The sequence below is a fragment of the Micromonospora sp. NPDC049529 genome (genome assembly GCF_055586685.1).
The window spans coordinates 106603-126983 of the sequence record NZ_JBVJHT010000007.1; the positions used below are offsets into that span (position 1 = coordinate 106603).

Consider the following 20381-nt stretch of genomic DNA (forward strand, 5'->3'; position numbering starts at 1 on the left):
GGGTGAGTGGCACTCTCCCCGGACTCGGCAACTGTGGGTAGGCTCCAGTGCCATGCCCGCCGGGGATGACACCGAGCAGCCGCAGCGCCGGCAACTCCTGACCGTGCTGTTCTGGGTCGGCGTCGGACTGGCCCCGCTGGCTGCGCTGATGCTGCTGTTCGGGCAGAGCAACGGGCCGTTGCGGATCGCCGCCGTGCTGGCCGTACTGGCGGTTGTCCTGATTGGACTGTCAATCACCCTCCGTGCTGACATGCAAACCGTACGCTCGGATCTGGAGGAGAGCCTCCTCGAAGAGATCGAGGAGCTTCGCGGCACCCTGCGCAAGGACATCAGCACCGCCGCGCGCGCCACCCACCAGTCCGTGGGCGAGCAGTTGCAGGCGGTGCAGCAGAACGTGGAGGCGCTGCGCCGGCAGCTCGACGGGCGGACGGACGGCGTACCCGGTCGGGCCGGTGTGCCGGAGCCGGCGGCCGTGGCCCACCCGGCGGCCGGGCGTCCCGCCCGTGGTCCGGTCGAGCCGGACCACCGTGAGCCGGCCCGGGACGGCACCTACGGCACACCGGCACGTCCCGCCCCCGAACGGGTTGCCAGCGGGCCGACCGGTCGCGAACCGGGACCTGAGCCGGGTGACTACGGCCGGGCCGACCACCGACGACCCGAGGCCACCGGCCCGTACGGCGGCCCCCAACGCGGCCCCACCCAGTACGGCGGCCCCACCCAGTACGGCGACCGGCAGTACGGCGGCGGTCAGTTCCCGGCCGGGGAGCCCGAACCGGGCTACGGCGGCGACCGGGGTGGTCGGGGCGCGGCGATACCGCCGGGAGCCGTTCCGCCGCCGCATCGGCCGCACCTGGCCGGTGGCGTGGTCCGGCACACCGAGACGGTGAAGGTCACCACCCGGCAGACGATCGTCGGCCCGCCCGGTGACGACGCGGGGGCCGGCAGTGTCTACGGCGGCGGCTCCGGTTACGGCTCCGGTCCGGCGTATTCGTCAGGGGGCGGCTATGCCCGGGACGATGCCGGCTACCCGCCCGGCAACGTCCACGGCGGGAGGGGCGACGGCCGGGAGGACGACTGGGCCGAGCAACCGGTGCGGGGCCGGCGGGCGGCGGGACCGGACGGAGACTCCTGGTCGCAGCGGTGGCCACAGGAGGACCGTGGCGACGGCGCGGGGCAGCGCGGCGGCGGCCGGTACGAGCCGGAGGAGCCGGACGACGTCGGTTACGAGGGCGACCCGCACTGGTCCGGCCGCGCGGGCGACCGTTGGGCCTCGGTACGCCGGGACGAGCGGGGCAGCGAACTGCGGATGGGCGAGCGGCGGGCAGCGGTCCGGGCCGACGATTCCGGCACCGAGCTGCGGGTGGAGGACCGCTGGGCGAGCATGCGCCGGGATGAGCCCCGACGTGCGGATTCCCGCCGGGACGAGCCCCAGCGGGGGCAGGCGTGGCGGCCGGACCCCCGGCGGGACGATCCTCGCCGGGAGGATTTCCGGCAGGCCGATGCGCGGCAGGCTGGGGTGCGGCCGGACGAGCCGGGCGGCGCCGGGCATCGGGCCGCCGACGACCGGGCGCCGGGCGGGCGGCGCCGGGCCGGGGAGTGGCCCCGTTCCGACGACGCGCACCGTCCGGGCCCAGGAACCTCCGGTGATGCTTACCGTCCGGGCCCAGGAGTCTCCGGTGATGCTTACCGTCCGGGCCCAGGAGTCTCCGGTGATGCTTACCGGCCGGGTCCGGGAGCCTCCGGCGATGCGCACTGGCCCGGTCCGGGAGCCTCCGGTGATGCGCACTGGCCCGGTCAGGATGCCGGGGCGTGGGCGGGTGGCGGCCAGGATCGGTGGGGCGGAGCCCCGGCGCTGCCGGCCGGAGGCGCGGGGTCGTCGGCGGCCCGGCGCGGGAACCGGGACGAACCCGGCCGTGACCCGGCCGGTCCGGGCCGTCGTCGTGCCGAGGAGCCGGCGTACGGCTATCCGCCCGACGACGACACCCCGCGCGCCGGTGGGGCGCGCTGGCGCTGAGCCGGCCGGCGGAACTACTTGTCGATGTCCCCGACCACGAAGAACATCGACCCGAGTACGGCGATCAGGTCCGGCACCAGGCAACCGGGGAGCAGGGTGGCCAGCGCCTGCACGTTGGCGTACGACGCGGTCCGCAGCTTCATCCGCCACGGGGTCTTCTCGCCCCGCGAGACCAGGTAGTAGCCGTTGATGCCGAGCGGGTTCTCGGTCCAGGCGTAGGTGTGCCCCTCGGGGGCCTTCACCACCTTGGGCAGCCGGACGTTGACCGGTCCGCTGATCCGGTCGACCTGGTCGAGGCACTGTTCGGCGAGGTCGAGTGAGACGTACACCTGGTCGAGCAGGACCTCGAACCGGGCGTGACAGTCCCCGGCGGTCCGGGTGACGACGGGCACGTCGAGCGACCCGTAGGCCAGGTAGGGCTCGTCCCGGCGCAGGTCCAGATCGAGGCCGGAGGCACGGGCCACCGGGCCGGAGGCACCGAACGCGGCCGCGTCGGCGGCGGAGAGCACACCCACCCCGACCGTACGGGCCAGGAAGATCTCGTTGCGCCGGATCAGGTTGTCCAGGTCGGGCATGCGGCGGCGTACCTCGCCGATCGCGGCTCGGGCCCGCCCGGTCCAGCCGGCCGGCACCTCCTCCTTGAGCCCGCCGACCCGGTTGAACATGTAGTGGATCCGGCCGCCGGAGGCCTCCTCCATCACCGCCTGGAGGGTCTCCCGCTCCCGGAAGGCGTAGAAGACCGGTGTGATCGCCCCGATCTCCAGCGGGTACGACCCGAGGAACATCAGATGGTTGAGCACCCGGTTCAGTTCGGCCAGGGCGGTACGCAGCCAGATCGCCCGCTCCGGCACCTCGATGCCCATCAGTCGCTCGACCGCCAGCACCACGCCCAGTTCGTTGGCGAACGCCGACAGCCAGTCGTGGCGGTTCGCCAGCACGATGATCTGCCGGTAGTCGCGAACCTCGAACAGCTTCTCCGCGCCCCGGTGCATGTAGCCGACGATCGGCTCGCAGGCGACCACGCGTTCGCCGTCGAGCACCAGCTTGAGCCGGAGTACGCCGTGCGTCGACGGGTGTTGCGGTCCGATGTTGAGCACCATGTCGGCGGTGTCGAGGCCCGCCCCGGTGCCGACGGTCAGCTCCCGCAAGGCGCCGGTTTCGGTGGTCATACCCGTCATCGTGGCACGCCCCACCGGTCCGGGGGGATCGGGCCGCCAGTCTTGGTGGCACAGACAGCGTTCCGCTACGGGTGGGCCCTGCTGCCGGTCAGCAGGGTGACGCGGACGTGTTCCACGAAACGCTCGTCGGGGCGTAGGGCGTGCCGGATCTGTTCGGCGAACCGGGGGCGCTGGTCCGGCGGGGGCAACTGGTCGACCGGCAGTGCCGAGTAGATGCCGCCGACGAGCTGTTCCAGGTCCAGTTCGGCGGCGTAGTCGACGTGGGTTTCGCGTACGTCGAAGCCGGCGGTGGTCAGCGCCTCCCGGTAGCGGAGTTGGCTGTCGGCGTCGGTGCCGCAGGCGTAGTCGAGGTCCCGGTCCAGCCACGTCTCCAGCCAGCCGCGCAGGGCTCGTGACCACTCGGCGTCCTGGAGCCACAGGGGCGATCCGTTGGTCACCACGGCCACTCCGCCGCCGGTGCGTAGCAGCGGGAACAGGGTGCCGAACAGCTCGTCGGGGCGCATCCAGTGCAGTGCCTGGCCGATCGTGACCGCAGCCGGGCTGCCCGCGCCGACCAGGTGGCCCAACGCGGGCAGGTCGGCGTCGGTGCCGATCATCCAGGTCGCGTTGGTGACGCCCTGTTCGGCAGCGGCGGATCGGGCCCGGGTCAGCATGTCCGGCTCCGGGTCGACGCCGACCACGGCGCGTACCCGGTGGGCGATCGGGATGGTCAGCTGGCCGGTGCCGCAACCGAGGTCGATGACGGTGTCGTCACGGGTCAGCGCGAACGCCGCCACCAGGGCGTCGATCACCGTGGACGGATAGCCTCGTCGGTAGCGGTGGTAGAAGTCGACAACTTCGCCGCTAAAGCCCAGCCCCGGTGTCATCGCCACAGCCTGGCAGCCGGTTCCCGGATCCGGACATCGATTCTGCTCAGGGCAGCAGCGGTCGTGGTCGGACGAGGCTGCCGATCTACGGCGCAGGGTCCGACGTTACGGGGCCAGCAGGGTGGTGACCGCGTCGGTGACGATCCTGCGGCGGTGGGCCCGCGAGTGGGTGGTGAGCAGGGTGGCGTACTCGGGCGTGACGGCGGTCCAGAGTGCGGCCAGGTGCACCACGAGGGCGAGCAGGTCGACGGCGGCATAGCGGGTGGTCAGCTGACCCGCCTGCTGGGCCCGTTCGATCTCTGCGATCTTGTGCCGGTTGCTGGCCAGGATCGGCTCCAGCGGTGCCTGCGACCCGGCCCGTTCCAGGCGGTACCAGGTGGCCAGCCGGATGATCTCGGGATTGGCCTCGTAGCCGTCGAAGAGTCGACCGGCATAGCCGGGCAGGTCGGTCGCGTCGATCGGCACCTCGCGGACGGTGTTCACGACGAGGGCGCCGAACACCGCGTCGAACAGCCCGTCCTTGCTGCCGAAGTAGTGGTAGATCTGCGCCTTGTTGGAGCGGGCCTCGGCGGCGATCCGGTCGACCCGCGCACCGGCGATGCCGTACGTGGAGAACTCCTTCGTCGCCGCGTCCAGCAGGCGCTGTCTGGTCGCCTGCGCATCTCCCGCCATGATCGGAGCTTAGCTCACTAACCATCCAGTTGACGATCTCGTGAGCCCGTGCTTCACTTCAACTAACTGGTCAGTCGCATGGCCGCCCATGGTTCGGGACCGATCCGTGGGATCATGACAAGGGGTAACAGAACATGCCAAAAGTCTTCCTGGTCACGGGCAGCGCACGCGGCCTGGGCCGGCACATCGCGGAAGCCGTACTCGGGGCCGGGCACCATCTGGTCGCCGCCGCCCGCCAGCCCGAACAACTGGCCGACCTGGTCGACCGGTACGGCGACCGGATCCGGCCGGTGGCCCTCGACGTCACCGACGCGCAGGCCGCCGAGGCAGCCGTACGGGTGGCGGTCGACACCTTCGGCCGGCTCGACGTCGTCGTCAACAATGCCGGCTACGCCAACCTCGCCTCGATCGAGGACATCACCGCCGAGGACTTCCGCGCCCAGGTCGACACCAACCTGTTCGGCGTGGTCAACGTCACCAAGGCGGCGCTGCCCGTGCTCCGGGCGCAGGGCTCCGGCCACATCATCCAGGTCTCCTCGCTCGGCGGCCGGATGGCCACTCCCGGACTGTCCGCGTACCAGGCCGCGAAGTGGGCGGTCGGCGGATTCTCCGAGGGGTTGGCCCAGGAGGTCGGCCCGCTCGGCATCAACGTCACCGTGCTGGAGCCGGGAGGGATGCGTACGGAATGGGCCGGCTCGTCGATGGCCATCCCGCCGGTCAGCGAGCCCTACCGGCAAACCGTCGGCGCCATCGCGCAGCTGCTCCGCAGCGGCACCGGTAACGCGGCCGGCGACCCGGCGAAGGTCGCCCGGGTGGTGCTCACCGTCGCCGACCTCGACCGGCCCCCGGTCCGGCTACTGCTCGGCACCGACGCGGTCAACTACGCCGACCAGGCCCGGCAGTTCCGTGCCGAGGCCGACGCCGAGTGGCGCGCGCTCAGCGTCTCCACCGACCACGACGACGTCACCGCCACCGAAATCGACCCGCTGGCCTCGACCCACTGACCTCCGCACGGTGACCTCGGCCGGGTGACGTCGACGCGCTCACGTCACCCGAATTGCCGCACTGGTGGTTCGGTGCCTGCCCCGGGCCGGTCCGTTGCCGGCGGTGTTGTTCACCGTCACCGCCGGTGTGCTCGTGCTGCGAATGCGTTCACAAGCCGTGCGTTTCCTGTGAAGAGCGGGCTGACAGGGCATCGGGAAACGACCGTCGAAGGTAGTCTTTGCCGAGCTTCGATGGCCATCAAGGACAGTTGCGTGTGCACCGCAACTTATCGCCGTCACCACGCGTCTTTCAGTCGTACGCCTGAAGCAGTCGAGATAGGGGCACCGGTGCGAAGGCAATTGTTACTCCGTTCGTGCGTCCTCGCCCTGGTGGTGACCGCCGCTGCCGGGTGCAGCGAGTCGGGGCCGGAAACGCAGACGCCGGGGCTCGAAGCCAGGGGCACGACGATGACGACGGTGCAGCCCACCCGACAGGACCTGGCCAACAAGGTCAGCCTCACCGGAAAGGTCACCATCAATCCGGTGTTCGGGCTGGTGGCGCCGGTGCAGGGACAGGTGCGTTACCTGAACGTGAAGGCACCGCAGAGCACGCCGACGAAGCCGACCCGGGTGGCGAGTGTCTGGGTGTCCGGCAAGGCACACCGGATCGAGGTGCCGGCCGGAGCGGTGTTCGCGGGTCGGTTGGTGGACGACCGTTCCACGGTGACGGTCGGAATGCCGATCGTCTCGGCGAAGATGATCGGTTACGGGCTCGTCGCCGATCTGGACGGTGCCCAGGCGTACCAGATCTCCGAGGGTCTCGCGACGGTTCAGGCCCAGATCAAGAACGGCCCCGGACCGTTCCCGTGCAAGGTCCTCGGCACCATTGCCGCGCTGCCCGCCGGCACCATTCCGGATCCGCCGGCCGCGCCGCCCGCCGCGCCGCCGGCGGGTGCGCCGGGTGCGCCGGCCGCGCCGCCGATTCCGGTACGCCCCGACGAGCGCAATCCCACCGAGCCGTCCGAGCCGACCGGGCTGCGGGTGGTCTGCACCGCCCCGGCCGACGTCAAGCTGATCAACGGGGCGGCGGCCACCCTCGAAGTGGTGACCCAGCGGGCGGACGACGTGCTGACGTTGCCGGTCGAGGCGGTCGCCGGGGTGCAGGGCAAGGGCAAGGTGGACATCGTCGGCCCGGACGGCGTACGGCAGACCACGGACGTGGTGCTGGGGCTCAGCGACGGCAAGGTCGTGGAGATCAAGTCCGGTCTGGCCGGTACGGAGACCGTCGCCGTACCCGGTCCCAACCTGCCGGCGGCGAAACCCGGCGAGGGCGACCCCAACGCGCCGATGGTCGGCAAATGACGGCGCTGCTGGAGCTCAACGGCATCACCAAGACCCTCAAGGGACAGCAGGCCCCACGGACGATTCTCGCCGGTGCCGACCTGACCGTCGACCGGGGTGAGAGCGTGGCGATCCTCGGCCGTTCCGGTTCGGGCAAGAGCACGCTGCTGAGCCTGATCGGGCTCTTCGACCGGCCTGACGGCGGGCAGTACCTGTTCGGCGGCCGGGACATCACCCGGCTCTCCGAGCGTCGGGCGGCGGCCCTGCGCAGTGCCGAGTTCGGTTTCGTGTTCCAGCGGTTCTTCCTGCTCAAACATCTGACGGCGGCGCAGAACGTGGCGATGGCGCTGGTCAACGGCCAGGGCTGGATGTCGCGCCGGAAGCGGAAGGCCAGGACGATGGCCGCGCTCGACCAGGTCGGCATCGCGCACCTGGCCAAGCACCGGCCGGCCCGGCTCTCCGGCGGCGAGCAGCAGCGGGTCGCGGTCGCCCGCGCGCTCGTCCGCGAGCCGCGCCTGCTCCTGGCCGACGAGCCCACCGGGGCGCTGGACACCGAGACCGGCAACCTGGTGATCGAGGTGATGCGGGCCGCGACGGAGCGGGGCTGCGGGCTGATCCTGGTCACCCACGACTGGGACCACGCCAGGAAGATGCAGCGGGTTCTGCGCCTCAACGAGGGCCTGCTCGAACCGGCCGTCGACACCAGACCGGCGGCGGACACCGTCGAGCCCGTCCCGGCGGTGTACCGGTGATCCGGCTGTCCGGGCGGTTCCGGTCCGCGCTGATCATCGGTGGTCAGGGCATCCGGGCCCGCAAGACCCGCACCCTGCTCTCGATGGTCAGCCTCTTCCTCGGCGTACTGGCGGTGGTGGTGGTCCAGGTCGGTGCCGAGACCGCCAAGAGCGCCCGGTTGGCCGACCTCGAACTGCACGCCGGCAAGGACGGCACCCGGCAGATGTACCTGCAAGGCTCGCCGAGTGCGATCAAGGTCAGCCGGGACACGCTCGATGGTCGGCCGGACGCGGTCGCGATCATCAACCTCCAGGCGATCATCGGCGAGCCGGACGTGACCCCGATCAACCCCGGTGGAGCCCCGTTCGACCAGCCGGGCGGCTACGGCGCTACGAGCTACTCGATGCAGTGCGACCAGAACGGCAACTGCTGGCCGGTGCCGATGGACGGACAGAACGGCCCCGCGCCGGTCCCCGGTGCCGCGATCGAGCTGAGCCTGAACGCGCTGACCGGCGACATCCGCCAGTTCCGGCCGTTCCGCTTCGTTGCCGGTGACTGGCTGGAGTTCTCCACCGCACCGTCGATGTCGCCGGGGCTCGTGGTCAACCTCGAAGCCGCCAAGGGCTTCAGCCGCAACCGGGTGCCGGCCGAGATGCGGATCACCGGGGCGACCGCCAACCCGACTCCCCGGATCATCGGTGTGGTCGACGACGGCAACCCACAGCCGGCCGCGTACGGTCGCGCGGACGAACTGGGCAACTGGTTGCCGACGCCGACCGGCAGCGGGAACTTCGGGCCCGGCTTGCAGATCATGCTGGCACCGACGGCGCTCGACGCCGAACAGTTGCTCCGGGTCCGGCTGGTGGCCACCGGGATGCCCGCCGAGCAGATCCATGCCGAGACGATCCAGGCCCGCAAGGAGATCGCCAAGGAACTGGCGCTGATGCGCTGGATCTTCCTCGGCATGGCCGGACTGGTCCTGCTCATCGGTGTCGCCGGCATCCTGAACGTCGGGCTCGCGACGGTCGGCGAACGGGTCGAGGAGTTCGCGCTCCGGCGGGCGGTCGGCACCCCACGGTCGTTGCTGGCCGGGATCGTGCTCGCGGAGACCCTGCTGACCGGGCTGTTCACGGCGGCCGTCGCGATCGGGTTGTCGGCCGCCGGGTTGAGCGCGGTCAGCGCCCTTTTCGGCGACCGGGAGCAGTTCCTGGCCGATCTCGTCTTCCCGTGGCAGGCCGGGGTGGCGGGAGTGATCGCCGGCCTGGTCGCCGGGTTGCTCGGCGGGCTCATTCCGGCGATCCGGGCCGCCCGGATCCCGATCGCCACCGTGATGCGCGCCTGAGCGGGAGTCGCGCCGTTGCGCGGGTCCGCCGGGGCACGTCGGCGGGCGGGTGCGTCGGATATCCGTACGCCCTGCCCCGGTGGCCAGCCGGGCGCGATCATGGCTTGATCCGGTAGTCTTGGCCCTCGGCGGGCTGTTAGCTCAACCGGCAGAGCAGCGGACTTTTAATCCGCGGGTTCTGGGTTCGAATCCCAGGCGGCCCACGTTGATCGAGGCTCTGACCTGGCATCCGTGTCGGGTCAGAGCCTTTTCCGTGCCCGGCTCCGACGGCGTCGTCAGACCTGGTCGAGCCAGACCACGATCCCGGTCAGGTCGTTGAGCACGGCCGCGACGCCCGCCCTGATGGCGGCGTTGCAGCGTTCGGCCGTGAACGAGCCGGCGTCGTACGTCGAGGACATGTCCAGCCCTTCACCCCGGAACGACGCACCGGACCAGTCGACGGCCGTGACGTTGTGGGTGGGTTCGGCCAGTTCCGCGCCGACGACCAGGAACTGCTGTGACAGGTGGTTCGGGGTGACCATGGCCAGCGGGTCGATGAGGTTGTTGCCCGCGCTGACGATGAGGTCCGGGCCCATCTCCAGAACCTTGGTGATGCTGGGGATGGGGTCGTGGGCGTCGGCGGGGACCACCGTCCTGAGGTCGAGGTGTTCGTCCGAGGCCCAGTCCTTGACCGCCGTCACCAGGGCCTTGGTCGGGGCGTCGTCACCCGAGGTGAGCAGCACGACGCGGTAGTCCTTCGGCGGGTGGACCCCGGTCCAGGAGCCGGGGCGCGGCGTGATGGTCGCCTCCGGCGTGGGCGGCGCGGAGGGGTCGACGAACCCCGGGCCGAGAGTGCCGATGGCGGTGGGCCGGGGGTGTGGCCGGGACCAGTCGTCGCCGGAGCCGCATCCGGCGACCAGTGCGGCGGCGGCAGCCAGTATGGCTACGGCCCGTAGCGGAGGGCGCAAGGTTGATCGTCCTCTTCGGTGGTGGCGGAAAGGTGCGCGTACTTCTTGTATTCCTATCCCAATTCCTTCGGCCCCCATCTGGCCGGGTGGTCGTCCCGGGGGTTTGTTTTCCAGCGGTTCGTCGCCGGTCGGGCTGGTGTTAACCCGCGACATGCAACGTGCACTGGCCGGACCGAGGGAGCCACATGTCGAGAGCTGTTCACCGTACCGTTATCGTCGCCGTTGTCGGGATCGCCGCTGGAGTATTCGCATTTTTGAATGCCGCTCCGGCGCTCGCCCACGGATTCTCGTCCACCGTGTACGCGAATATCACAGCGGGAGACGATGGTCACATACGGACGAAGCTGGGGCTGGAATACGACCTCTTCGTCGTGTCCGCCGCCGACTACGAGGACGACGATTCTCTCTTCCGGGCGGGAACCGCCGCATTCGACGCGGGGGACATGCCGGCACAGGCCGCCGCGCTCGACACCCACCCGGACTCGACTCTCAGGTACGTCACCGAGCGCTTCTCGGTGACCTCGGGCGGTGAGGCCTGCTTGCCGACCCGGGTCGGCGACGTGACGGTCGCCGAGCGGGAGGGGGTGCCGTACGCCGACCTCCTGCTCGACTGGACCTGCCCGGAGCGGGCCGACCGGCACGAGGTGCGCAGCGGTCTTTTCCCTGATGGCGAGGGTTACGTCAAGGGCACCAAGACGATCGTCACGTACGAGATCGACGGTCGTACGGGCAGCGCGGCGCTGGACGCGGGCAACCCGTCCTTCTCCACCGGTCAGGCGTGGTACGAGCGGTTCCGGGAGTTCTTCGTCCTGGGCGCCGAGCACCTGCTGACCGGCGTCGACCACATCCTGTTCCTGCTGGCGCTGATCGCCGGTTCACGGCGCCTGCGCGAGATCGTCCTCGCCGCCACCAGCTTCACCCTGGCGCACTCGGTGACGTTCATGCTGGCCGCCCTCGGCCTGGTCAACGTGCCGCCGAGGGTGGTGGAACCGGTCATCGCGCTGTCGATCGCCGTGGTTGCCGGCTGGCACCTGTGGCGGATCTGGCGGCGCCGCGAGCAGGCCACCGAGATCGAGACGACGGGCCGGGGCCACCTCAGCCTGGACCGTGCGGGCTGGATCCGCCTCGGGGTGGTGTTCTGCTTCGGCCTGGTGCACGGCCTCGGCTTCGCGGGCGCGCTGGGGATCGACGAGGCGTGGTCGTGGACCCTGCTCTGGTCTCTGCTGGTGTTCAACGTCGGCATCGAAGTAGTGCAGTTGTCCGTCATCGCCGTCGTCTTCCCGCTGCTGATGGTGTTGCGACACCGTGCGCCGAAAATCGGACTCGGTGCCACCGGCGTCATTTCCGCTGGCGTGTCCATTATGGGGCTGGTCTGGTTCGTTCAACGCGCGTTCGGGTTGTGAAGCCGGCCCAGGTCTTTCGGAAGTGCAAACAGTCGCAAGATCACGTTCATGACCGGTTAACCATGCGGGTAAAGCGTGAGGAAGGCTTCTCCGCGTTGGGGAAATGCTTTTCCATATTTCCATTGGTAAGAAGGAACGGAAGTCGATGACATTGAGCAACTCGACACGGGCCTCGGGGCCCGTGGGGCGTCGTGTGGCCGTGGGGGCCACCGCGGCGTTCCTGGGTCTGGCCGTAGCGGTCGGTAGCGGTTTTGCGACCGCCGCCGGTGCGGCCGAGCCCACCACGCTCACCGGCATCATCCTCGGTGTGGGTGCCGACGAGACCCAGCGGATCGTCACCTGGTACTCCTCGGCCGACACCGCGCAGAAGATCCAGCTCGCCCCGACCGCCGACATCGTCAACGGCGAGTTCCCGGCCGGCGCCGCCAGCTTCGACGCCACCGGCACGGCGAACATCGCCACCAGCGGCGGCTTCAACCGCCACGCGACCATCACCGGTCTGAAGGAGCACACGGCGTACTCCTACCGGGTCGGCGCCGAGGGCAACTGGTCCCCGGCGTACTCCTTCAAGACGCAGGACTTCGAGGGCGACTACGACTTCCTGTTCTTCGGCGACCCGCAGATCGGCTCCTCCGGCGACGTCGCGAAGGACCAGGCCGGCTGGCAGGACACGCTGAACGTCGCGCTCACCGCCAACCCGGACATCGAGATGCTGGTGTCCGGCGGTGACCACGTCGAGACCGCCAACACCGAGGCGCAGTGGAACGCGTTCCTCTCGCCCGACCAGCTGCGCCAGTACCCCGTCGCCGCCACCATCGGTAACCACGACGTCGGCGGCAAGGCCTGGGAGCAGCACCACTTCACCCCGAACACGGACCGCTCGGCCCCGTACTACGCCAACGGGAACCCGGCCTCCAACACCTCCGGTGGTGACTACTGGTACATCTACAAGGACGTGCTGTTCATCGACCTGAACAGCAACAGCTACGCCACCTCCTCGGGCGGCGGCGGCGACGAGGCGCACACCGCGTACGTCACCGACGTCATCAACCAGCACGGTGCCGAGGCCAAGTGGAAGGTGCTCGTCTACCACCACTCGATCTACTCGCCGGCCAGCCACGCCAAGGACGGCGACAACAAGGCCCGCCGGGTCGACTTCCCGACCACCTTCTCGAAGCTCGGCGTCGACATGGTGCTCCAGGGCCACGACCACAGCTACTCCCGCAGCTACCTGATCAAGAACGGTGAGAAGGCGGACCCGAACGAGCAGCCCGGCGCGGACGACGTGGTCGCCGGCCCCGGCGGCGTGCTCTACGTGACGGCGAACTCGGCCTCGGGCTCGAAGTACTACGACATCACCAAGCCGGACAGCAGCGGCACCAGCGGTGCCGGTAACGGCGCGGACCCGCTGAACCCAAGCAACTACTGGTACAACTCGGTCGAGAACCAGGAGCACGTACGGACCTACGTCAAGGTCCAGGTACGCAACGACAAGCTGGTGGTCGAGAACATCCGCAGCGCCGCCAACGGCGACCAGGGCGTCGGCTCGATCGTCGACAAGGTCTCGGTGCACCCGTACCACGCCGACGGCCAGGACATCCAGGTCAACGTGCCGGACGTGGCTCCGGGCGAGTTCGGCTGGACGATCGACGGCAACAACGGCCTGGTGGACCTCGGCACCGCGCAGGAGGTCAACGGCGACCACTTCGAGGCGACCGGCAAGATCAACCCGATCCTGGTGTCGGACAGCCGCCGTTCGCTCGCCCCGTGGTCGATCTCGGCCAGCGTCGGCGACTTCCGCGACGGCGACAAGACGCTCTCCGGCGCCTACCTCGGCTGGACCCCGAACGTGCTCGACGGTGGTGCCGGTGCGCAGGCGAGCGCCCCGGTCCTCTCCGCCTACGACGACCAGGGCCAGGGCCTGTCGGTCTCGCGCGGCCTCGGTTCGGCCGAGCAGGGCCACCCGCGTGGCTCGGCCAAGCTCGGTGCCGACCTGGGCCTGAAGTTCCCGGACAGCGTCGCGAAGGGCAACTACCGCGCGACCCTCACCATCACCGCGCTCAGCAGCTGATCGGATCAGCTTTTCCGGGCGGGGTGGGCACCTGCGGGTGCCCGCCCCGCCGCTGGGCTCCACACCCGCTCCAGATCCCCCTGAGGACCACGAGATGCATTCGTCCGCAACGTTCCGCAAGACCAACGTCGCCGCCCTTCTCCGTACCGCCGCCCTGGCCCTGCTCGCGACCTTCGCGGTCGCCGGCCTGGCCACCGGCCCGGCCCTGGCGGCGGATGGCGACGTCGCATGGACGGTGCGGACGGCGTCCAACAGCTACGGCGCCGACCGGTCCAGCTTCAGCTATGCCGTGAACCCCGGTGCGGTGGCCGAGGACGCGATGGTCGTGGCCAACCGCGGCCCGGTCCCGCTCGACCTGGCCGTGTACGCCGCCGACGGCTTCACGACCGACGCGGGTCAGCTCGACCTGCTCGCCAGGGACGGAAAGTCCGTCGGAATCGGTGCCTGGGTCCACGCCGCCAGCGGCAGTGTCACGATCCAGCCCGGGAAGTCCGCCGAGGTCCCGTTCAAGGTCACCGTGCCGGCCAACGCCACCCCCGGCGACTACGTGGGCGGCATCCTGACCTCGTTGACCCAGGCCGACACGGCGGAGGGCATCAACGTGGACCGGCGTCTCGGCATCCGGATCAAGCTGCGGGTGGGCGGCGAACTCAAGCCGAACCTCGTGATCGAGGACCTGCACGTCGGCTATGCCGGGTCGTCCAGCCCGTTCGCCAAGGGGGACGCCACCGTCACCTACACGATCCACAACACCGGCAACGCCACCCTCTCGGCCGAGCAGGCGGTGTCGGTGTCCGGCCCGTTCGGCTGGCTGCGGGTCGGCGCGGGCACGATCGCGCCGCCGCCGGAGCTGCTTCCCGGCGAGAGCCGGAAGGTGACGGTGCCCGTCCACGGCGTGGCGCCCACGCTCAGACTGGCCGCGACGGCGACCCTCACGCCCCTGCTCACCGACGTCTCGGGTTCCACCACCTCGCTCAAGCCGATCCACGCCACGGCACACGGCTGGGCCGCCCCGTGGCCGCTGGTGCTGCTGGTGGTCGTACTCGTCGTGGTGGTCGTGGGGGCGGTCCTGCTCGCCCGCCGCGACCGCGCCCGGCGCAAGAGTCGCGAGGACGCCCGCGTACGCGAGGCCGTCGCGCAGGCGATCCGCGACAAGGGGCCGCAGAACAGCTGACGCCCGTCGGGCCCGACGAGCCGCTCGGACGCGTTCACCCCAACGGGCCGACGACCTGCCATGACGTGTGGCAGGTCCCCGGCCCACCCCGGCCTCGGAGGCCGGACCGGCAACGGCGTTACTTCGGCTGGCTCAGCGGTTGCCAGTGCACCCCGTCCTCCGACCGGTAGATCGTGTTGTAGTCCCGGTACAGGAAGAGGTTCTCGTCCACCGCGATCGGCGCTATTCCGACCGGTGGCAGGCCGACCGGTGCGAACGGTTGGTAGACCCTGCCGTCGGCGCTCTCGGCCAATGTGGTCGGGCCGAGCGGGTCCTTCCGGTAGACCAGCACGTGCCGGCCTCCGGCGATGACGATGCTCAGCGCACCCCGGGGCACGTCCCACGACCGCGCGTCGGGATTCGTCCGCAGCCAACTCTGCCCGCCGTCCGTGGTGCGGTAGATCCGGACCGGGCCCGCCCCGTCGGCGAACATGGCGAAGGCGGTGTCACCGTCGGCTGTCCGTACCTCCGGCCTGCTGATCCCCGGCCGGAACGGAGCCTGGTCCCCGACCGGCGGCTCGGCCTCGAAGGTCGACGTGACCCAGCTCGTACCGCCGTCCCGGCTGACCACGACGGCGGGCCTGCGGGTGGTCGGATCCAGGCCCTCCAACCACAGACCGGCACCGAGCGGCACGGTGATGATCGAGGATTCGACCAGCGGGGGTTGGGTCGCCAGCGGGGCGATCCGGCCCTGCTCCGGGTCGACGGCGTAGAGACGACCGGGCTGGGCGTCGGTTGTCGCCAGATCCATGACCACCCCTCCCGACGCTGGTACCGACTCCACCGGCTCGTCACCGACCGTGAGGTCCCGCCAGGTGGCCCCGGCGTCCGCACTGATCCGCCAGGTCCGTTCCGGGGCGTACCTCACACAGCCCTGCGCCGGTTGCAGGCACGGCTCCTGGCTCGGCTGCTGCTTCCGGCTGCCGACCATGATCGCGCTCGGTCCGACGACGCGCAGCAGGTCGGGCGCGTCGAACCGGGTGCTCACGGCGAGCCGGGTCTGCCAGGTACGTCCGCCGTCCGACGAGCCCATCAGCCAGCCCTGGCAGTAGTCACAGTCCTCGACCACCGCGTAGAGGTGGTCCGGGTCGCCGGCCAGGAGTTCACGCACGACGGGCGGCGACGTGGACGCCGGCCTCGACGGCAGGACGGCGGGGGCCGGCGGGGACGGGGCGACGGTCGCGGACGGGCTCGGGGTGGCCGCCGGAAGATCGCTCGCGGCGGGTCGGGTCACCGTGAGTCCGGCGCCGAGGACCGCCACGACCGCCAGCCCGGCCCCGGCCACCACCATCTGCCGGCGGGTACGCAGCCGCCGGGCACGACGCCGTACGAGGTCGAAACCGGGCTGCTGGGCGATCCGTCCCAGGTCGTCGCGGAGGCCGTGGAAGTCGGCACCGGGCACGCCCCGGCGGTCGCCCGGTCCGGACCGGGAGTGGTCCAGATCGACTGGATCGTTGTCACGCATGGCTGATCTCCTCCGTCCGGATGGTGGGTCGTTCGGTGGGGCGTTCGCTGCGGGTGGCCGGGGGCTCGTCGGCCAGTTCGCGGGCCAGCAGGGCCCGTCCGCGGGAGAGTCGGGCCTTGACCGTGCCGATCGGCACGCCGAGCACCGCCGCGACCTCGGTCACCGGCAGGTCCGCGAGGTGGTGGAGCACCAGCGCCTCACGGGTCGGTCGGCCGAGCTTGCGCAGCGCGGCGACGAGGGCGACCCGGTCGGGGCTCAGTCCGGGGACCGGGTTCGACGCCTCGACCCGCCCCGAGCGGATCAGCCGGTCAAGGGCCCACCTGCGCCGGTAGCGGCTGCGCGCGACGTTGAACGCGACCGTACGCAACCACGCCTCCGGGTCGATGACCTGGAGGAAGTGCTGTGGCCGGACCAGCGCTCGGGCGTACGCCTCCTGCACCACGTCCTGTGCCTCGGGCAGGTCACCGGTCAGTCCGTAGAGCTGCCCCACTAATCGTTGGTAGTACGCCTGATATGCCTGATGCACCGCATCGACACCATTCATCCCTGTTCCCTTCGGCATCGGTCACAGAGGGGACCAGCGACCACAGCGTCAGGTTGCCTCAGGTGTGCCACCGATCCGTCGAGGCTGCCGGCCGGCTCGGCCGACCGGCAGCCGTCCCGGTTCTTCGATCGTGCGAGAGAGGGCATTCTCAAAGAAAAATCCTGCATCGATCAATGTCATTGTCAACGGGCTGGCTCGTGGCGACGGATCGATGGGGGAGACGCGGATGGGCAGGGTGGGTGGGCACGCCGTGGTACTCGGCGCGAGCATCGGCGGCCTGCTGGCCGCGCGTACGCTCGCCGACTTCTACGAGCGGGTGACGGTGGTGGAGCGGGACGAGTTGGCGGCCGACGCCCGTGACCGCCAGGGCATCCCGCAGGGGCGGCACATGCACACGCTCCTCGAACGGGGAGCCCGGACCTTCGAGGAGATGTTCCCCGGTCTGGTCGACGAACTCGCCGCCGCCGGTGCGCCCCGGGCGCAGCTGCTGCGCGAGGTCCGGCTGGTGCTCTCCGGACACGAACTGGCCAGGGCGGACACCGGTGCCGCCGCGATCCAGATGACCCGGCCGCTGCTGGAGACCACCGTACGCAACCGGGTCGCCGCCCTGACCAATGTCAAGATCGTCGACAACCACGACGTGGTGGGTGTGCAGGCCGAGAACGGGCGGGTCGTCGGGGCGCGGATCCGCAACCGGGCCGCGGACGGCGTCGAGGAGATCGTCCGGGCGGACCTCGTCGTCGACGCGATGGGCCGGGCCGGTCGGGCCGCGACCTGGCTGGCCGAGCTCGGCTACGAGCCGCCGACGCAGGACAAAATCAAAATCGACATGGCGTACGTGAGCCGGTTCCTGCGGATGCCGCCCGGCGCCCTCGCCCCGGACAGGCAACTGCTCGTCGGGCCGCTGCCCGGTCGCCCGCGCGGCTTCGGACTGGCCGAACAGGAGGGTGGCCGATGGCTGTTCACCCTGGTCGGAATGGCCGGCGACGTGCCGCCGCACCTGGACGAGGAGGCGTACTTCGCCTTCGCGAAGTCGGTGTCCCAGCCGGACGTGTACGCGGCGCTGCGGGCCGCCGAGCCGGTCACCGAGTTCGCCACGTTCCGGTTCCCGACAAGCATCCGTCGCCGCTACGAGCGGTTGCGCCGGTTCCCGCCGGGGCTGCTCGTCTTCGGCGACGCGATCTGTAGCTTCAACCCGGTCTACGGGCAGGGGATGACCGTGGCCGCGCTGGAGGCGACGGCGTTGCGGGAGAGCCTGCGTGACGGCGACGACGATCTCGCCCGCCGGTTCTTCCGGGCCGTGGCGAAGGTGATCGACCCGGTCTGGCAGCTCAACGCCGGTGGCGACCTGGCCCTGCCGGAGATCGAGGGTCACCGTCCGCTGGCCACCCGGCTGATCAACCGGTACGTCGCCCGGCTGCATCGGGTGGCGGCGCACGACAAACGGGTGGCGGCCACGTTCTCGCGGGTCGCCGGACTACTCGATCCGCCGGGGGCGATTCTGGCGCCCGGAATTCTGTTGCGCGTGTTCCTGGGCGGCCGGAAATCGCGTCCGGGTAATTGAGACCGCAACGTGGAAGGTGCCTTCGTAAAGACCCGGTTGTGAGGATGTGACGGGGATTTCGGCTCCCCGTACGACGAATCGGAGACCTCGCCCACAAGCGCGGAAAGAAGTGTGCTCCCATGACTATTGTTTCGCAGGCAGATCGCCGGATGGGTTCCACCATCACGGGGTTCGTGCTGGACCAGGCGACCGAGGCGGACTTCGCCGAGCTGGGTCAGGCCATCTACCGGGACAAGATTCTGGTACTGAAGGACCAGCACCTGACCTCGGCCCAGTTCATCGAATTCGGCCGGGCACTGGGCACGGTCGAAACGTACTACGAGCCGATGTACCACCACCCGGAGTACCCGGAGATCTTCGTATCGGCCACGAAGCCGCCGGAGGGCCCGCAGGTCGGGGTGCCGAAGACGGGACAGTTCTGGCACGCGGACTACTCGTTCATGCCGAAGCCCTTCGGTATCACGATGATCTATCCGCAGCTGGTGCCTAAGAAGAACCGGGGAACGTACTTCATCGACATGGGGCAGGCTTTCCGGAACCTGCCCGACGACCTCAAGGCTGCGGCCCGGCGTACGCGGGTGGTGCACAGCCCGAGGCGCTACTTCAAGATCCGGCCGAGCGACGTCTACCGTCCGATCTCCGAGTTGCAGGACGAGATCGAGCAGAAGACACCGCCGAGCACCCATCCCACCGTGTTCACCCACCCGGTGACCGGTGAGGAGGTGCTCTACCTCAGCCAGGGCCTGGCCTGTGAACTGCTCGACGAGGACGGCCGCCGGGTCGAGGACGGGCTGCTCGACCGGCTGCTGGAGGCCACCGGCCAGCTCGACACGACATTCACCCACCCCAACATCCACACCCAGACCTTCACCGAGGGTGACCTGCTCATCTGGGACAACCGCAGCCTGGTGCACCGGGCGCTGCACACCAAGACGCCGGAGCCGGCCATCTCGCACCGCGTCACCGTGCACGACGACCACCCGTTCTACCCGGGCCTGGCCCGGTGACCACGGAGGCCCGAACCACCACCAGCGGCGCCAACGGCACCGCGACGGTGGTTTTCCCCGACGACCCGGCGATCCGGGAACGCGTGCTGCGCCCCTACCGGCCGCACGCGCAGTATCTCAAGTCGGCCCGGGTACGCAGCGAGGACGACCGGGTGACGGCGTTGTGCGAGTTCGGCGTGGCCGAGTCCTGGTACATCGACAGCACCGGGCACTTCAACTCGGTCGAGTTCAACATCTGCTACAACCAGGTCGCCTACTACCTGCTGGCCATGTCGGTACGCGAGCACCTGCTCCCGGTCTTCGACAACTGGACGATGGCCGACTACTGGCAGCGGCAGCTGCCCAACGTACTCATCACCGAGTTGCGCAGCCGGTTCCGGCGGGCGATCGACCCGAGCCGGTTCACCGGCGAGCTCACCTTCACCAGTGCCCGGTCCCGCGCCGTCCGGGAGGGCAAGGCGCCGTTGCTGATCATCGAGACGGAGTGCCGGTTCTGGGACGACCGTGGTGGGCTCTGCGACGGTGAGGTCAGGCTGGTCCTGACCGACCCGCCCACCGGCGTGGTCGGCGCATGACCGCAGCCGAACCCGTCGGGCCTCCACCGGCCACGCCCGAGCCGCCGACCGGCGCGGCGGCGCCGGTGGCGGACGAGGCGGCACCGGTCGGGGCGCCGATCGACGTGTCCGGGATGCCACGGGCGCAGCGGCGGCGCGCGGTCGAGGAACTGCTGCTCACCGAACTCCGGGCGGTGCTGCTCCTGCCCGAGGACGCCGAGGTGTCACGCGAGGTCGCCTTCTTCGACCTCGGCATGACCTCGCTGCGCGTCAGCGAGCTGCGTCAGCGGCTGTCCCGGCGACTGGGCCGACGGCTGGACCTTGAGCGGCTGTTCGAGCACAGCACCTTCGACCGCCTGCTCGACCACCTCGCCGCTGTGGCCGACGCCGGTCCCGCCGCCGGTGACGCCGACACTGCCCGCCCGCCGGCCGACGCCCCGCCGCCGATGCTCGACGCCGTGTTGAAGCAGCTCTACCGCTGAAGG

The 20381-nt window shown here is 70.3% G+C and carries 18 protein-coding genes and 1 tRNA gene; 13 read left to right on the forward strand and 6 right to left on the reverse strand.

Annotated elements, in window-relative coordinates; all coding sequences use genetic code 11:
* The first annotated feature begins 52 nt into the window (after positions 1–52).
* The gene (locus tag ACZ6QQ_RS13885; protein ID WP_465876413.1) at positions 53–2014 is read left to right on the forward strand and encodes a hypothetical protein; all 1962 of its coding nucleotides are present in this window, start codon (positions 53–55) and stop codon (positions 2012–2014) included.
* A 14-nt stretch (positions 2015–2028) separates the two neighbouring features.
* Here ACZ6QQ_RS13885 and ACZ6QQ_RS13890 read toward each other — a convergent pair whose 3' ends face one another.
* From ACZ6QQ_RS13890 to ACZ6QQ_RS13900, 3 genes are all read right to left on the reverse strand, one after another.
* Positions 2029–3192 (reverse strand): NADH-quinone oxidoreductase subunit D, encoded by a 1164-nt coding sequence (locus tag ACZ6QQ_RS13890; protein WP_465876415.1) that lies wholly within the window; start codon positions 3190–3192, stop codon positions 2029–2031.
* 65 nt (positions 3193–3257) lie between these two features.
* The gene (locus ACZ6QQ_RS13895; RefSeq protein ID WP_465876417.1) at positions 3258–4058 is read right to left on the reverse strand and encodes a class I SAM-dependent methyltransferase; all 801 of its coding nucleotides are present in this window, start codon (positions 4056–4058) and stop codon (positions 3258–3260) included.
* A 105-nt stretch (positions 4059–4163) separates the two neighbouring features.
* Complete coding sequence (locus ACZ6QQ_RS13900; protein ID WP_465876418.1) at positions 4164–4730, reverse strand: TetR/AcrR family transcriptional regulator; 567 nt, start codon at positions 4728–4730, stop codon at positions 4164–4166.
* A 134-nt stretch (positions 4731–4864) separates the two neighbouring features.
* On the opposite strand from ACZ6QQ_RS13900, the gene ACZ6QQ_RS13905 reads away from it, so the two are divergent.
* From ACZ6QQ_RS13905 to ACZ6QQ_RS13925, 5 genes are all read left to right on the forward strand, one after another.
* Entirely contained in the window at positions 4865–5734 is an 870-nt protein-coding gene (locus tag ACZ6QQ_RS13905) for an SDR family NAD(P)-dependent oxidoreductase (RefSeq protein ID WP_465876420.1), read from the forward strand.
* Positions 5735–6181: 447 nt separating this feature from the next.
* Positions 6182–7075 carry an efflux RND transporter periplasmic adaptor subunit gene (locus ACZ6QQ_RS13910; RefSeq protein ID WP_465876422.1) on the forward strand — a complete coding sequence of 298 codons (894 nt, stop codon included), beginning with the start codon at positions 6182–6184 and terminating at the stop codon, positions 7073–7075.
* Entirely contained in the window at positions 7072–7806 is a 735-nt protein-coding gene (locus ACZ6QQ_RS13915; RefSeq protein WP_465876423.1) for an ABC transporter ATP-binding protein, read from the forward strand. Before ACZ6QQ_RS13910 ends, ACZ6QQ_RS13915 begins: the two co-directional genes overlap by 4 nt.
* Entirely contained in the window at positions 7803–9128 is a 1326-nt protein-coding gene (locus ACZ6QQ_RS13920) for an ABC transporter permease (RefSeq protein WP_465876425.1), read from the forward strand. Before ACZ6QQ_RS13915 ends, ACZ6QQ_RS13920 begins: the two co-directional genes overlap by 4 nt.
* Positions 9129–9258: 130 nt before the next feature.
* A tRNA-Lys gene (locus ACZ6QQ_RS13925) sits at positions 9259–9331 on the forward strand.
* Between the two features lie 72 nt (positions 9332–9403).
* Here the strand turns inward: ACZ6QQ_RS13925 and ACZ6QQ_RS13930 are convergent.
* Positions 9404–10075 carry a type 1 periplasmic-binding domain-containing protein gene (locus tag ACZ6QQ_RS13930; RefSeq protein WP_465876427.1) on the reverse strand — a complete coding sequence of 224 codons (672 nt, stop codon included), beginning with the start codon at positions 10073–10075 and terminating at the stop codon, positions 9404–9406.
* A 371-nt stretch (positions 10076–10446) separates the two neighbouring features.
* Between ACZ6QQ_RS13930 and ACZ6QQ_RS13935 the strand changes: the two genes are divergently transcribed.
* The 3 genes from ACZ6QQ_RS13935 (at position 10447) to ACZ6QQ_RS13945 (ending at position 14723) form a co-directional block, all read left to right on the forward strand.
* Positions 10447–11478, forward strand: coding sequence for a HupE/UreJ family protein (locus ACZ6QQ_RS13935; RefSeq protein ID WP_465876429.1), 1032 nt, complete (start codon positions 10447–10449; stop codon positions 11476–11478).
* A gap of 145 nt (positions 11479–11623) precedes the next feature.
* Positions 11624–13549 carry a fibronectin type III domain-containing protein gene (locus tag ACZ6QQ_RS13940; protein ID WP_465876431.1) on the forward strand — a complete coding sequence of 642 codons (1926 nt, stop codon included), beginning with the start codon at positions 11624–11626 and terminating at the stop codon, positions 13547–13549.
* Between the two features lie 94 nt (positions 13550–13643).
* Positions 13644–14723: a COG1470 family protein gene (locus tag ACZ6QQ_RS13945; protein ID WP_465876433.1), complete on the forward strand. Its 1080-nt coding sequence runs from the start codon at positions 13644–13646 to the stop codon at positions 14721–14723.
* A 118-nt stretch (positions 14724–14841) separates the two neighbouring features.
* On the opposite strand, the gene ACZ6QQ_RS13950 is transcribed toward ACZ6QQ_RS13945, so the two are convergent.
* Together ACZ6QQ_RS13950 and ACZ6QQ_RS13955 are read right to left on the reverse strand one after the other, a co-directional pair.
* Positions 14842–16227, reverse strand: a complete 1386-nt coding sequence (locus ACZ6QQ_RS13950) for a WD40/YVTN/BNR-like repeat-containing protein (RefSeq protein WP_465876434.1) — start codon at positions 16225–16227, stop codon at positions 14842–14844.
* A complete protein-coding gene (locus ACZ6QQ_RS13955; RefSeq protein ID WP_465876436.1) occupies positions 16220–16771 on the reverse strand; it encodes an RNA polymerase sigma factor in 552 nt (183 codons plus the stop codon). The genes ACZ6QQ_RS13950 and ACZ6QQ_RS13955 overlap by 8 nt, the downstream gene beginning before the upstream one ends.
* Positions 16772–16997: 226 nt before the next feature.
* Here ACZ6QQ_RS13955 and ACZ6QQ_RS13960 point away from each other — a divergent pair, with 226 nt between their 5' ends.
* The 4 genes from ACZ6QQ_RS13960 (at position 16998) to ACZ6QQ_RS13975 (ending at position 20378) form a co-directional block, all read left to right on the forward strand.
* Positions 16998–18335: an FAD-dependent monooxygenase gene (locus tag ACZ6QQ_RS13960; protein WP_465876437.1), complete on the forward strand. Its 1338-nt coding sequence runs from the start codon at positions 16998–17000 to the stop codon at positions 18333–18335.
* A 119-nt stretch (positions 18336–18454) separates the two neighbouring features.
* Complete coding sequence (gene scoE / locus ACZ6QQ_RS13965; protein ID WP_465876438.1) at positions 18455–19342, forward strand: (3R)-3-[(carboxymethyl)amino]fatty acid oxygenase/decarboxylase; 888 nt, start codon at positions 18455–18457, stop codon at positions 19340–19342.
* Positions 19339–19917 carry an FcoT family thioesterase gene (locus ACZ6QQ_RS13970; protein WP_465876440.1) on the forward strand — a complete coding sequence of 193 codons (579 nt, stop codon included), beginning with the start codon at positions 19339–19341 and terminating at the stop codon, positions 19915–19917. The genes scoE and ACZ6QQ_RS13970 overlap by 4 nt, the downstream gene beginning before the upstream one ends.
* Complete coding sequence (locus ACZ6QQ_RS13975; RefSeq protein WP_465876442.1) at positions 19914–20378, forward strand: acyl carrier protein; 465 nt, start codon at positions 19914–19916, stop codon at positions 20376–20378. Before ACZ6QQ_RS13970 ends, ACZ6QQ_RS13975 begins: the two co-directional genes overlap by 4 nt.
* Positions 20379–20381 lie beyond the last annotated feature (3 nt).

What these genes read in the sequence shown, in the direction of transcription:
- ACZ6QQ_RS13890 (WP_465876415.1), bottom strand. Translation starts at nt 3,192, where the DNA reads ATGACGGGTATGACCACCGAAACCGGCGCCTTGCGGGAGCTGACCGTC.
- ACZ6QQ_RS13910 (WP_465876422.1), top strand. Translation starts at nt 6,182, where the DNA reads ATGACGACGGTGCAGCCCACCCGACAGGACCTGGCCAACAAGGTCAGC.
- ACZ6QQ_RS13960 (WP_465876437.1), top strand. Translation starts at nt 16,998, where the DNA reads ATGGGCAGGGTGGGTGGGCACGCCGTGGTACTCGGCGCGAGCATCGGC.
- ACZ6QQ_RS13975 (WP_465876442.1), top strand. Translation starts at nt 19,914, where the DNA reads ATGACCGCAGCCGAACCCGTCGGGCCTCCACCGGCCACGCCCGAGCCG.
- ACZ6QQ_RS13905 (WP_465876420.1), top strand. Translation starts at nt 4,865, where the DNA reads ATGCCAAAAGTCTTCCTGGTCACGGGCAGCGCACGCGGCCTGGGCCGG.
- ACZ6QQ_RS13915 (WP_465876423.1), top strand. Translation starts at nt 7,072, where the DNA reads ATGACGGCGCTGCTGGAGCTCAACGGCATCACCAAGACCCTCAAGGGA.
- ACZ6QQ_RS13950 (WP_465876434.1), bottom strand. Translation starts at nt 16,227, where the DNA reads ATGCGTGACAACGATCCAGTCGATCTGGACCACTCCCGGTCCGGACCG.
- ACZ6QQ_RS13955 (WP_465876436.1), bottom strand. Translation starts at nt 16,771, where the DNA reads ATGAATGGTGTCGATGCGGTGCATCAGGCATATCAGGCGTACTACCAA.
- ACZ6QQ_RS13885 (WP_465876413.1), top strand. Translation starts at nt 53, where the DNA reads ATGCCCGCCGGGGATGACACCGAGCAGCCGCAGCGCCGGCAACTCCTG.
- ACZ6QQ_RS13945 (WP_465876433.1), top strand. Translation starts at nt 13,644, where the DNA reads ATGCATTCGTCCGCAACGTTCCGCAAGACCAACGTCGCCGCCCTTCTC.
- ACZ6QQ_RS13895 (WP_465876417.1), bottom strand. Translation starts at nt 4,058, where the DNA reads ATGACACCGGGGCTGGGCTTTAGCGGCGAAGTTGTCGACTTCTACCAC.
- ACZ6QQ_RS13940 (WP_465876431.1), top strand. Translation starts at nt 11,624, where the DNA reads ATGACATTGAGCAACTCGACACGGGCCTCGGGGCCCGTGGGGCGTCGT.
- ACZ6QQ_RS13900 (WP_465876418.1), bottom strand. Translation starts at nt 4,730, where the DNA reads ATGGCGGGAGATGCGCAGGCGACCAGACAGCGCCTGCTGGACGCGGCG.
- scoE (WP_465876438.1), top strand. Translation starts at nt 18,455, where the DNA reads ATGACTATTGTTTCGCAGGCAGATCGCCGGATGGGTTCCACCATCACG.